Here is a 12160-nt window from a genome sequence, read left to right on the forward strand (position 1 = left end):
GAGAGGCACAGACGATCATGAGCACCGCCCCCCGTTTTCTCTATCTCGCCCGGCACGGCGAAGCCTCGGCGGACGAGACCACGCTGACCGGCAACGGCCGGCGCCAGGCCGTACTGCTCGGCCAACGACTGCGCGACGTACCGCTGTCGGCGGTGCACCACGGTCCGCTCCCCCGGGCCGTGGAGACGGCCACCCTGCTCGCCGCCGAGCTCGACGGCGTACCGCTGCGCGCGTCGGAGGTGGCCGGTGACTACATCCCGCATCTGCCGGGGAGGGCGGAGCTGCCGCCGGACTCCGCCGACGGCCTGCTCGGTTTCCTCTCGGAGGTCACGGAGGAGGAGGCCCGGCTCGGTGCCGCTCTGGCGCGTGAGGCGCAGGCGGAGTTCACCGGTCCGGTGGCCGGTGACACGCCCCGCCACGAGCTGGTCGTCACGCACAACTTCCTCGTCGGATGGCTGGTACGCGCGGCCCTCGACGCGCCCGCGTGGCGCTGGATGGGCCTCAACTTCGCCAACGCCGCGCTGACGGTGATCCGTTACGCGCCCGGCCGGCCGCCCTCCGTGCTCTGCGCGAACGACCTGCGGCACCTGCCCGACGAGCTGCGCTGGACCGGCTTCTCGCCCGAACTCCACGTCTGAGGTGGGCAAGAGCCCTTGAGGATCAGGCCGTTCGGCCGGTTCGGGCCGTTCGGCCGGTTCGGGCCGTTCGGCCGGTTCGGGCCGTTCGGGCCGCTTCAGGCGGGCTTGAGCGCGATGGCCTCGGCGAGCGCCGTGTCGATCGCGTGCTTGCGCTGCTCGGGGCCGTAGTTGATGCCCTCGGCGCGGACGAATTCGAGGTTCCGCACGCCGAGGAAGGCGAAGAAGCTGGTGAGGTAGGTCTCCTGGTGGTCGAACGGCGCCGTCGGGGTGTCCGCCACGTACTCGCCGCCGCGCGAGGAGGCGACGATGACGCGCTTGCCGCCCGCCAGCCCCTCGGGGCCGTCCTGGGTGTAGTGGAAGGTCTTGCCGAACACGGCCAGGGCGTCGATCCACGACTTGAGCTGGCTGGGTATGCCGAAGTTGTACATCGGGGCGCCGATCACGACGACCTCGGCGGCCAGGAACTCCTCCAACGCCTCTTCGAGCCTGCTCAGTTCGCCCAGGGTGCGGGCGCCCGCGTCGAGATCGGTGCCGGAGGGGGAAGGAGAGCCGGGGCCGGTGTCCGCGATCCGCGCCGCCGAGGCCGCCTTGAGTTTCAGGATGGCTTCCGAGTGGTGCGGCAGCGGCTCGGCGGCGACATCGCGGTACGTGACCTCAAGGCGGGGGTGCTCGTCCTTGAAGCGGGCGACGACGGCGGCCGAGATCTGGCGGCTGGCCGAATCGGCGCCCGAGATGCTGGAGTCGATGTGCAGAAGCTTCATGAAGGTTGCTGCCTCGCTGGTGCGCCCGGAACACCTGGGTCCGGTTCAACTGGACATGGACGGATACCGCTGGTCGACCGCATACGGAGCAGGCTCTCCGCTTCCCGGCGAGAGCAACGTACAGGCCATTCTTCTTCTTTACGACAGCGGACCGAGGTGCCCGTGAGCTCCTGGCGGTGGGTCAGTCGAACGTGAGGGTCGCCCGCGGCTCCTCGGGCCCCCGCCCCAACTCCCCCGGCAGCGCGCGGCTGTGCACGATGTGCAGGCGGGAGACCGCGCGCGTGAGCGCCACGTACAGGCGGTGTGTCCCACGGGCCTCGGCCGCCACCACGGCCGCCGGTTCGACCAGGACGACATGGTCGTATTCCAGCCCCTTCGCCGCCGTCGCGGGCAGTACCGTCACCCGGGCCGCCGGTGCCCCGAGGTCGTCCGCCGTGACGGTGGCGATCCCGGCCGCGGCGAGAACGGTACGGAGCCGGTCCGCCTCGGGCCCGGCCGCGATCACGCCGATCGAACCCTCGCGGGCGAGGGCCGCGCGGACCGCGTCGGCCACCACCGCGTCCAGCCCGCCCGGCCCCTCCTCCCCCTCCTCCGCGCGGCTGATCGTCAACTCGCCCGCGCCGCGCAGGGACACGGCAGGCGGTACGTCGACGTCCAGCGAGGCGAGCAGCCGGTTGGCGAGTTCCACGACCGCGCCGGGTACCCGGAATCCGGTGGTCAGCGCGGTCACGGACGCGTCCGGCCGGCCGAGGTGGGCGAGGAGCGCGGGCCAGGAGCGGGCGGCCCACGGGGTGGTGCCCTGTGCGAGGTCGCCCAGCACCGTCAGCGAGCCGAAGGCGGCGCGGCGCGCGATCGCGCGGCACTCCATCGGGGAGAGGTCCTGCGCCTCGTCGATGACGACATGGCCGTATCCCTCGGGGTGTTCGATCAGCCCGGCGAGTTCGTCGAGCAGCACCAGATCCGCCGCCGACCAGGGCAGTTTCCTGGCCGCCCGGGGCCCGGAGGGGACGCGGGTACCCGTGCGGTGGATCGCCCGCCGCTCCTCGGGCGTGAGGATGCCGTCCGCCGCGGCCGGGTCGGCCAGCAGCCCGGCCAGCACCTCCTCGGGGCTCACCTTGGGCCACACCGCGTCCAGGTAGGCGGTGACCGCCCGCGAACCGCCCACCCGCCGCACCCACTGCGCCGGCCGCGGCCCCGCCCGCCGCTCGGCCCGGAGCTGAACGGCCCGGACGGCGCGGCTGCGGACCCGTTCCCGGCCGACACCGTACGGGGGCGCCTCGGCCCGTACCTCCGCGACGATGCGCGCCAGTTCGTCCGGTTCGAGGCGCCAGTGGTACGAGCCGTCCGCCACGACGAGCGGCGCGGGGGCGGCGTCGGACCCGGCGACGCGTCCGTACAGCGCGCGGTGCAGCACCTCGGCCATGCGGGCGTCGTGCTTGACGACCGCCGCCTCCTCCGTGTCCCGCGTACGTACCGGATGGCGCGCGATCTCGTCGCCGACCGTCGACTGGCGGATGCCGATCTCGCCGAGGGCGGGCAGCACTTCGGAGATGTACGAGAGGAACGTCCGGTTGGGCCCGAGGACCAGCAGCCCGCCGCGTCGCAGGCGCTGCGGGTAGGTGTAGAGGAGGTACGCGGCGCGGTGCAGGCCGACGGCGGTCTTGCCGGTGCCGGGGGCGCCCTGGACGCAGAGGGAGCGGCCGAGTTCGGACCGTACGAGTTCGTCCTGCTCGGGCTGGATGGTGGCGGCGATGTCGCGCATGGGCCCGATGCGGGGGCGTTCGATCTCGCCGGTGAGGATGGCGCTCCCGCCGGCAGCCGCCGCACCCGCCGTCGCCGCACCCGCCGTCGCCGCGCCCGGCCCCAGGGGCTCGTCCTCCAGGCCGGTCAGGTCCTCCGGTTCCCCCTTGCTCCAGGGCGCCCATCCGAATCTGCGGCGTACGGCGACCCCCTGCGGGTCGGCGGCGCTCGCGCGGTAGAAGGCGCGCGAGACGGGCGCGCGCCAGTCGACCACGAGGGGCGGGGTGGCGGGATGTTCGGAGATCCGGCGGCGCCCGATGTGGTAGCTCTGCCCGGCGTGGTCACCGGCCTCCGGGCCGCCGCCGAAGTCGAGGCGGCCGAAGAACAGCGGGCTGTCGGGCTCCTGCCGCAGCTCCTTGGCGTAGCTGCGCAGATGGCGGCCGAGGACCTCGGCGTCGGCCCCGGAGGCGAAGGCGTTCTCGCCGGTGACGATCTGTTCGTGCGCGTCGTCCACCATGCCGGTCAGCGCGGCGCGGCAGGTCTGGTGGTAGGTCCGTTCCTCGTCGAGTGCTTCGGCTGCGGTCATTCCACCAAGAATAGCGTGACCGAGGAAAAAACGTTACCGAGTTAAAAACGCCTGGTCACCAGAGGGTGAGCCCGCTGCGCAGCCGCTCGAAGGCCAGCTCCGCCGCGGCGACCGCGTCGGGGTACACCGCCCCGGCCGGTTCGCCCGCCGCGATCCGCCGCCAGTTCTCCTGCGCGAGGACGCGCTGCACGGCGATGATCTGCGCGGCACCGAGCGCCCCCTCGACCCCGCTCCCGAGGGCGGCGGCCAGCGCCTCCTCGGAGCGCCGCTGGTACCCGTACAACCGGGCCACCAGGCTCGGCGTCCCGTACAGCAGCCGGTGGTACGCGAGCACGCCCTCGGCGTCGTTGAGGCCGGTCACCGGGTCGCGCCCGTCGAGCCCCGCCAGGAAGTGCAGCCGCAGGGCGTCCAGCGGCCGCACGCCGTCGGGCCGGCCGGAGACGACGCGGGCGGCCTCGTCCTCGTGGTCGGCGAAGCGGTGCAGCACCAGGTCCTCCTTGGCCGGGAAGTACCGGAAGAGGGTGGGCTTGGAGATCTCGACCGCGGCGGCGACCTCCGCGACCGGGACACGGTCGAAGCCCTTCGCGAGGAAGAGCGCGATCGCGGCCTCCGAGATCTCCTGGTAGCGGCGCTGCCTCTTCCGCTCCCGCAGACCGAGATCGGAGGGGAGGCCGGGGTGGGGGGCGGAGTGGGGGTCGGGGTCGAGGACCTCGTTGTCGTCGTCGCCGTTCATGACGGAGAAGCCTACGGGTGCGGCGCGCCCACCCCCGCCACTCACCCCCGCAACTCCCATCACTCCTGCCACTCCCATCACCCCCGCCACCCCCTGCCCCTCACCCCCCTGCCGCCCGGCGCCGGATCAGTGCCTCCACCCCGTCCAGGAGGCAGTCGAGGCCGAAGGTGAAGTCGGCGTCCGGCTCCTCCTCCCCCTCCAGGCCGCCTTCGGCCAGCAGCCGGGCGACCGACGGGTAGCGGGCCGGGTCGGCCAGTCGGCGCAGGGTGCGCCCGTAGCCCGCCATCACCTCCTGGGCCGACGCACCGCTCGCCCCGACCGCCGCGTCCAGGTCCGCCATCAGCATCGCCTCGTTCCGTACGAAGCCGCTGACCAGCAGGATCACCGCGATCCTGGTCCGGTCGTCCAGGCCCGTACCGTCCAGCGCCACCATCCCCCGCTCCCACCACGCCACCATGTGGGGCGTGGTGGGCGGGCCCGAGATCGGCAGGCGCAGCGACCACAGGTTCCGGTGGAACGCCTCCCGCTGCCCCCAGGCCCACCGCGTCAGCGCCTCGCGCCAGCCGAGCGCCGGGTCGGGCGGCGGGGGCGGCGCGCCGATCGCCTCCTCCAGCATGAGGATGTACAGCTCGTCCTTGGCGGCGACGTACCGGTACAGGGACATGGTGGAGACGCCGAGCTCCTTGGCGACCCGCCCCATCGAGACCGCGCCCAGCCCCTCCGCCGCCGCGACGCCGACCGCGGCGCCGACGATGCGCTCCAGGGTGAGGCCGGGCCGCGGCCCCTTGGCGGGGCGGTCACGCAGCCCCCACGCCGCCTCGATGCTCGCGGGAAGCCCCGTACCGCCTCCCTCAGCCGCGCTGTCCGCGCTGTCCGCCATCGCCGTACCCCTCTTCGTCCGCTCCCCGCCGCTTGACGCCCATCCTAGTAATGCGTAACCCTTACACAGTAACGCGTATGCCATACGCAGAAGAAGATCGAGGGGGCACCCGTGCGTTCAGATACGGCCGTCGAGGCCATCGGCCTCGAAAAGTCCTACCCGGGCAGGGCGGCGGGCAAGGAGAAGGGAAGGACGGCGTCCCGCGTCCTGCGCGGCATCGACCTCCGCGTCGAGCGCGGCACCGTCTTCGCCCTCCTCGGGCCCAACGGCGCCGGCAAGACCACCGCCGTCCGGATCCTCACCACCCTCACCACCCCGGACCGGGGCACCGCCCGCGTCGCCGGGTACGACGTCGTCGCCGACCGGCGGCGCGTACGCGGCGCCATCAGCCTGACCGGGCAGTTCGCCGCCGTGGACGAGAAGCAGACCGGCGAGGAGAACCTCCGCATGATGGCCCGCCTCGGCGGGCTCTCCCGGGCCGCCGCCCAGCGCCGCGCCGCCGAACTCCTCGACCGGTTCGGCCTCGCCGACGCCGGCCACCGCCTCGCCGCCACGTACTCCGGCGGTATGCGGCGCCGGCTCGACCTCGCCGCGGGGCTGGTCGGCGCCCCCGAGGTGGTCTTCCTGGACGAGCCGACGACCGGCCTCGACCCGCGCAGCCGCCAGGAGTTGTGGCAGGTCGTACGGGACCTCGCCGCGCGGGGCACCACCGTCTTCCTCACCACCCAGTACCTGGAGGAGGCCGACCGGCTCGCGCACCGTATCGCCGTCATGGACCAGGGCGTGATCGCCGCCGAGGGCACCGTGGACGAGCTGAAACGCCTGGTCTCGGGCCACCGGCTCGACCTCGTCCTCACCGGCCCCGACGCCTATCTGCGCCTCGCGGGCCGCGCCGTGCACCACGCCCCCGACTCGCTCACCCTCGGCCTGCCCACCGACGGCACCGCCGCGCACGTACGCGCCCTGCTGGACGAGGTCGACCCCGGCGGTACGGAGGTGGCGCGCTTCGCCGTCCACGGCGCCACCCTCGACGACGTCTTCCTCTCCCTCACCCGCTCCACCCCCGACACCGGACCCAACGCCCAGGAGCCCGCCCATGTCTGACGCGCTCGCAGCCCGCGACCTCGCACCCCACGACCTCGTACCCCGGGCCCTCGCTCCCCGCGACCTCGTCCACCGCGCCCTGACCCACTCCGCCGCCATGGCCGGGCGCGGCATCCGCCTCAGCCGGCGCAACACCGACGCCGTCATCACCTCGATGATGCTGCCGGTCATGATGATGCTGGTCTTCGTCTACCTCTTCGGCGGCGCCATCGACACCGGTACGGAGTACGTCACGTACGTCGTCCCCGGCGTCCTGATCGTCTGCGCCGGCTTCGGCTCGGCCGGCACCGCCGTGAGCGTCAGCGAGGACATGAAGGGCGGCATCATCGACCGCTTCCGCTCCCTCGACGTCGGCGGCGCGCCGATCCTCGCCGGGCATGTCACGGCGAGCGTCGCCCGTAATCTCGTCTCGACCGCGCTCGTCCTCGCCGTCGCCCTGCTGATCGGCTTCCGCCCCGAGGCGGGACCGGCCGCCGCGCTCGCCGCCGCGGGTGTCCTGCTCGCCTACATCACGGCGATGTCCTGGCTCTCGGCGGCGGTGGGGCTGCTCGCCAAGTCCCCCGAGGCGGCCTCCGGGTTCACCTTCCTCGTCCTCTTCCTGCCCTATCCGAGCAGCGCCTTCGTCCCCATCGGGACGATGCCGTCCTGGCTGCACGGCTTCGCCGACCATCAGCCGGTCACCCCGGTGATCGAGTCGCTGCGCGGACTGCTGCTGGGGCTGCCGGTGGGCACGGCGCCGTGGATCGCGCTGGCCTGGAGCGCCGGGTTCCTGGCCGTCGCGCTGGGGCTGTCGGGCGTGCTGTTCAGGTCCCGGACCTCGTGAGGGCGGTTTCCTCCGCCTCGCCCCCGCCCTCGTCGGCCGCGCGCGTCGTACGGAACCAGTTCCGGTAGGCGGTCACCACCTGCCGCATCGACGGCGCCGCCGCGTCCGCCCCGTACACCTCACGCTCCGCCGCCGCCAGGACCCGCTGGATCCGCCACGCGGCCCGGGGCAGCACCCGCCAGTTCGACTCCGCGTCGGGGCCGAGGAGCAGTGCCGTACGGATGATGTCGGTGAAGACGGACTGCACCCGCTTGTACGCGAGGAGCAGCGGCAGGTCCTCCTCCCAGCCGTACGAACTCCCGGGCCGCGCCTCCTCCACCGCCGTCACCCACAACTCCTTGACCCGGGCCTCCTCCTGTTTCGGGTAGCCCATCAGATGGAGGTGGGTCGCCAGGTCGTAGAGGGGGTCGCCGATCATGGCGAGTTCCCAGTCGATGACCCAGAGGTCGCCGTCCCGGTCGACGATCAGGTTCTTCCGGTGCAGATCGCAGTGGAGGAGCGCGAAGGGGCGGGTGCGCAGCTCGACGGTGCGCTTCCGCAGCCGTACCAGGGCGTCGGCGCCGACGCCGAGTTCCGCGAAGAGGGTCCGGTACGGCTCGCCGTGGTCCCGGTGGACCTGTTCCTCGGTGAACCGGATCAGCCGGTCGAGGAACGCCGCCGAGTCGCCCTCGGCCGTCCAGTCGTCCGGGGCGCAGATCCGGGTGACCTCACGCTCCGCCAGCTCCTTCGGGTCGATCGACACCAACTGTCCGAAGAACCTGCCGAGTTGGTCGGCATGGCGCCGGGAGAGCCCGCGCCCGGCGCCCTGGAGCCCCGGCACCTGGCGGGCGTCGAGGGTCCGGCCCTCGATGAAGCCCTGGAGGTAGACACCGCCGTCGACCCTGACGATCTCCGGGATACGGTCCACCCGGCCCTGGAGCGCGGTGAGCAGCAGATCCTCGGAGGCGAAGCAGCGCCGGTCGAACCAGAGCAGCCCGGGGCGGGGCGCGCGCAGCTTGGCGCGCTCGAAACGGGCGCTCAGCTCGTGGGTGGCGGGCAGCGGGAAGGCGTACGTCTCGTGGTGGTAGCCGTTGAGGGGGCCGGTGACCCCCTGGCCGTCCCGGCTCAGCTCGCCCGCTCGCCTGCGCATGTCGGAGCCGGTGCCGGATGCCGTGCCGGTGTCGGACGCCGTGCCGGAGCCGGATCGGGTGCCGGTGCCGGATACCGTGCCGGATCGGGTGCCGGATGCCCGGCCGACTGTCATTGCCTTGTGCACTGTGCCGTATGCCCTCGGTGCCGGTGGTGCCTCTGATGTACGCGGTGTGCGTGCGGTGTGTGGAGCCGTTGTGCGGAAGCTACCTCTCCGGGGGCCCTCATGAGGGGAAGTTGGCGCCATCTTCACCAACTCGGATCAGCGGTTCCTGTGCCCCCGTACCCCGAAGCGGCCGGAAATGGTCAGAGTTGGCCGACGTGGCGGACTTGTCCGGCCAACTCCGTCAGGTTGTCGGGAAGTTCGTCCACGACCACCCGCGCCCCCGCCCCGTACAGCACGGCGCTCTTCGTCTCCCGGGTCGCGTACCCGAGGAAACGGACGCCGAGCCGCTCCGCCGCGCGGAGGTCGGCCTCCGCGTCACCGATCATCACCGCCTCGGCCGCCGTCACGCCCGTCCACTTCAGCGCCCGTTCCAGGCAGTCCGGATGCGGCTTGAGCAGCCTCGGGTCGTGCCGGCGTCCGTAGACGTGCCCGCCGAAGTGGCGGGCGAGGCCGGTCCGTTCGAGGTAGCGCCGCACCGCTCTCGGCGAGTTGTTGGTGGTGATCGCGAGAGCGACCCCGGCATCGTCCAGCGCCCGTATCAGCTCCGCCGCGTGCCTCGTCGGTACGGCCGACTCCGCCGCCCGTATCTCCTCCTCCGTCAGCCACGCCTCCAGCTCGGCCACCCGCGCGCCGCCCGGGGCCAGCTCCCCCACCGCGCGCAGAACGGCCTGCGGGTCGGTGACCGGGGCGCCGTCCGCCGTCCCCACGGTGCGGGCGATCTCCTCGGGGAGCGCCGCGAGCAGACGGGCGGCCACGTCCGGCGCCGGGTGGTTGCGGAAGAGCGCGCAGACGGGACCGTCGAAGTCGAAGAGCACGCATCGCACGGAGACCGCGTCCAGTACGCCGAGCCGGGCCGGCCCCTGGGCCGCGCGGCAGTCGGCCGCGTACGAGTCGGTCACGTCGCTCCGTCCGTCGGGGCGGAGGCCGGGCACCTCAGCGCCTCCGGGTCACATCTTGCCCCGAACCACACCCGTACGACACACACGGCGCCGCCGGTAACTCCCGCGCCCGTCACCCCAGCGCGAGGTCGGTCGCGATCGTCTCCCAGAGCGCGTCGAACCACGCCTGCGACTCCGTCACGAAGGCGTGGTCACGCTGCGCCCGCAGCTCCCCCGGCCCGAACGAGAACAGCGGCGACCGGTCCCCCAGCGCGTCGTACATCTCGACGGACGTCCGGTGGATCTCCGCCTCGCGCACGGTGACCTTGTAGTACGCGAACAGCGCCTCGTCGCCGTTGAGCACGTACAGCTTCACCGGCGGCGTGAACGGCAGCGCCTTGAACCGCACGTCGACGTCGATGCCCGCCGAGCGCATCCCCATCAGATGGTCGCTCAGGACCGTGCCGTGCGCGTTGCGCTGCTGGAGCCAGCGCTGGTGGACGAGGTCGCTCTCGTCCGGATGCGTGTCGGTGGTGGAGACGGAGCGCGGGAACGCCAGCTCGATGTCGCGGTTGGGCAGCAGCACCCGGACCGTCACGGTGGCGGGCAGCGCGCCCGCGCCCGGCGCGGCGGACCCGGCCGGCAGGGCGGCGCGGTCCCGGATGCGCAGGCGCTGCTCGCCGAGGGCCGCGCTCAGCGACTCGGCCGTCAGGCAGAGGGCGTCTATCCGTACATGGTCGGCCTCGAACGCCGCCATGATGCGCGGGCGCAGCGCGACCATGGTCTCCTGCGGCCCCTCGTCGGCGCCCACCGGCGACGCCCGCCGGGCGGCGGCCCGTTCGGCGGCGGCGCGGTCGGCGATACGGGGCGGCGCGCCCCGGGTGACCTCGGTGAGCAGGCCGTCCTCCTGGAGGCGCCGCAGGGCCTGGCGGACCACCCCGCGCTGTACGCCGAACTCGGCCACCAGGTTCTTCTGCGTGGGCAGGGCCTGGCCCGCGACGAGGTCACCCGAGGCGATACGGGCGCGCAGGGCCTCCGCCACCTGCTCCGGGGTGGGCTTTCCCGCGCTGTTCGCAGCAGCGTGTTCTGAGGTCACGACAGTACGTTACAACTTCCTGCCATCTCTCGGCAGTTGTAACGGAGAACTTGTTTACGGATCGCAACTTGGCGGGACAACTTCATTAGTTGGTGTCGAGTTGGCAGCCAACTTTGCCGTAAAGGAGTGACCGCCATGCCTGTGTCCGCGCTCCTCACCTCCGCGTTCGGCATCGGGCTCGACCAGCTCGTGCACTGGCGCCTCGGTACCGCCGGAACCGTCGCGCTCCTCCTGCTCACCCTCGGCGTCAAGGCCAGGAACGCCACCTGCGCGGGGATCGGCGCCGCCGTCCTGGCCCTGCTCGTCACCCGGCTCGGCCACGGCTGACAGCCCGCCCGGAAGGCATGCGGAAGACGTCAGGAGACGTCAGAAGACATCCGGGCACCACGGCCGCCGCGGCGTACGGAACAGCGCCTCCGCCACCGCCGCGGCCCCCGGCCGCTCCTCCGCCACCGTCCCCAGCGCGGCGAGCCGCAGCGCCGACTCGTCCCCCAGGTACAGCGCGCCCAGCTCCCGTACGTCCAGGGCCAGTTCCGCCGGCTCCGCCGTCGCCGTACAGCTCGCGCCCTCCGGCGACGCGTCCAGCCGGAAACGGCCGCCCGCCAGGCCCGCCGCGTCGTGGATCTCCAGCACCAGCGTGCCGGGGACGGCGTACGTACGCGCCTCCAGGGCCCGTACGACATCGAGGATCCGCACCCACAGGAAGTCCGCCTGCGTGACGATCCTGGCCGCGCGCGGGTCCGGCAGGAAGTACGGCAGCAGGTCGTCCGGCGCGCGGTGGCCCGTCCTGACCGTCGTGACCCAGTCGATCGAGCAGACGAACCGCCACAGCGCGCGCTCGGCCGCCGGGGTCAGCGCGATCAGGTCCCGTACGGAGACGGTGTTCAGCGGCTGCTTGGAGTCGCCCCAGAGCCCGTCGGACGCGTACACGACCAGCCCCGCCACCTCGCCCGACGCCGAGCGGTACACGGCGTAGTACGGCTCCGTCCACGGGAGCCCGTTGGACGTCTGCCCGGTGAACGCGCCCCACCAGCGCTCGTCCCGGTCGACCGCGCCCGGCTGCCCCGCCCGGAAGCGCTCGTGCAGCTCGGGGCCGAGCTTCCGTACGTCCGAGGCGTCGACCAGGTCGATCCGGCCGCCGCCGTCCGCCGCGGTGGGGCCGGCCCAGCGCGGGTCGAGCCCCGAGCGCGCCACGTCGACGGCCCACTCGGTGACCGAGGCGGCGGGCCCGAAGCCGTACCGGCCGTAGATCGGGTACTCGGCGGCGATCAGCGTGGCGACGGTGTCCCCGCGCTCCTTCGCCCACGCCAGATCGGTGCCCATCATCCGGGAGAGCAGCCCGCGCCTGCGGTGGGTGGGCGAGACGGTGACGTTGGAGACCGCGTCGGCGCGCAGCACCGCGCCGCCGATCACCGTCAGCTCCTGGGCGAAGGAACGGAAGGTCGCGACGCACCGCCCGTTCTCGAACGCGCCCTGGGTACGGTCGAGATCGGCCCGCGCGAGCCGCCACTGCACCGTCTCGTCCGTATCGGTCGGCTTCCGCAGGAAGCCGGTGTTCAGGGCGCGGTTCCAGTCGGCGAACCCGGCCTCGGTGACGGTACGGACCTCGATGCTCATGGTCAGCACG

General features: G+C 73.0%; 12 protein-coding genes. 4 read left to right on the forward strand and 8 right to left on the reverse strand.

Translation table 11 applies throughout. The features are described from left to right. Positions 1–14: 14 nt before the first annotated feature. A complete protein-coding gene (locus tag ACIO3P_RS22405; protein ID WP_401855545.1) occupies positions 15–638 on the forward strand; it encodes a histidine phosphatase family protein in 624 nt (207 codons plus the stop codon). Between the two features lie 95 nt (positions 639–733). Here ACIO3P_RS22405 and ACIO3P_RS22410 read toward each other — a convergent pair whose 3' ends face one another. From ACIO3P_RS22410 to ACIO3P_RS22425, 4 genes are all read right to left on the reverse strand, one after another. Then, positions 734–1399, reverse strand: a complete 666-nt coding sequence (locus tag ACIO3P_RS22410; RefSeq protein WP_329824760.1) for an NAD(P)H-dependent oxidoreductase — start codon at positions 1397–1399, stop codon at positions 734–736. A gap of 181 nt (positions 1400–1580) precedes the next feature. Further along, positions 1581–3725, reverse strand: a complete 2145-nt coding sequence (locus ACIO3P_RS22415; RefSeq protein WP_401855529.1) for a HelD family protein — start codon at positions 3723–3725, stop codon at positions 1581–1583. A 55-nt stretch (positions 3726–3780) separates the two neighbouring features. Continuing rightward, positions 3781–4458, reverse strand: coding sequence for a TetR/AcrR family transcriptional regulator (locus tag ACIO3P_RS22420; protein WP_401855527.1), 678 nt, complete (start codon positions 4456–4458; stop codon positions 3781–3783). Between the two features lie 100 nt (positions 4459–4558). Then, a complete protein-coding gene (locus ACIO3P_RS22425) occupies positions 4559–5338 on the reverse strand; it encodes a TetR/AcrR family transcriptional regulator (RefSeq protein WP_401855526.1) in 780 nt (259 codons plus the stop codon). A 111-nt stretch (positions 5339–5449) separates the two neighbouring features. On the opposite strand from ACIO3P_RS22425, the gene ACIO3P_RS22430 reads away from it, so the two are divergent. Both ACIO3P_RS22430 and ACIO3P_RS22435 read left to right on the forward strand, forming a co-directional pair. Next, entirely contained in the window at positions 5450–6442 is a 993-nt protein-coding gene (locus tag ACIO3P_RS22430; RefSeq protein WP_401789496.1) for an ATP-binding cassette domain-containing protein, read from the forward strand. Positions 6443–6539: 97 nt separating this feature from the next. Then, the gene (locus ACIO3P_RS22435; RefSeq protein WP_329825103.1) at positions 6540–7265 is read left to right on the forward strand and encodes an ABC transporter permease; all 726 of its coding nucleotides are present in this window, start codon (positions 6540–6542) and stop codon (positions 7263–7265) included. Here ACIO3P_RS22435 and ACIO3P_RS22440 read toward each other — a convergent pair. The 3 genes from ACIO3P_RS22440 to ACIO3P_RS22450 form a co-directional block, all read right to left on the reverse strand. Further along, positions 7246–8508 (reverse strand): phosphotransferase, encoded by a 1263-nt coding sequence (locus tag ACIO3P_RS22440; RefSeq protein ID WP_329824754.1) that lies wholly within the window; start codon positions 8506–8508, stop codon positions 7246–7248. The two genes, ACIO3P_RS22435 and ACIO3P_RS22440, sit on opposite strands and share 20 nt — an antisense overlap. Before the next feature lie 191 nt (positions 8509–8699). Further along, positions 8700–9458, reverse strand: coding sequence for an HAD family phosphatase (locus ACIO3P_RS22445; protein ID WP_329824753.1), 759 nt, complete (start codon positions 9456–9458; stop codon positions 8700–8702). A gap of 112 nt (positions 9459–9570) precedes the next feature. Then, a complete protein-coding gene (locus tag ACIO3P_RS22450) occupies positions 9571–10533 on the reverse strand; it encodes a winged helix-turn-helix domain-containing protein (protein ID WP_401789501.1) in 963 nt (320 codons plus the stop codon). 135 nt (positions 10534–10668) lie between these two features. On the opposite strand from ACIO3P_RS22450, the gene ACIO3P_RS22455 reads away from it, so the two are divergent. Next, entirely contained in the window at positions 10669–10860 is a 192-nt protein-coding gene (locus ACIO3P_RS22455; RefSeq protein ID WP_329824750.1) for a hypothetical protein, read from the forward strand. 39 nt (positions 10861–10899) lie between these two features. On the opposite strand, the gene ACIO3P_RS22460 is transcribed toward ACIO3P_RS22455, so the two are convergent. Further along, the gene (locus ACIO3P_RS22460; RefSeq protein WP_329824749.1) at positions 10900–12150 is read right to left on the reverse strand and encodes a GNAT family N-acetyltransferase; all 1251 of its coding nucleotides are present in this window, start codon (positions 12148–12150) and stop codon (positions 10900–10902) included. Between the last annotated feature and the right edge of the window lie 10 nt (positions 12151–12160).

The sequence above is a fragment of the Streptomyces sp. NPDC087310 genome (genome assembly GCF_044744405.1).
Lineage (GTDB): Bacteria > Actinomycetota > Actinomycetes > Streptomycetales > Streptomycetaceae > Streptomyces.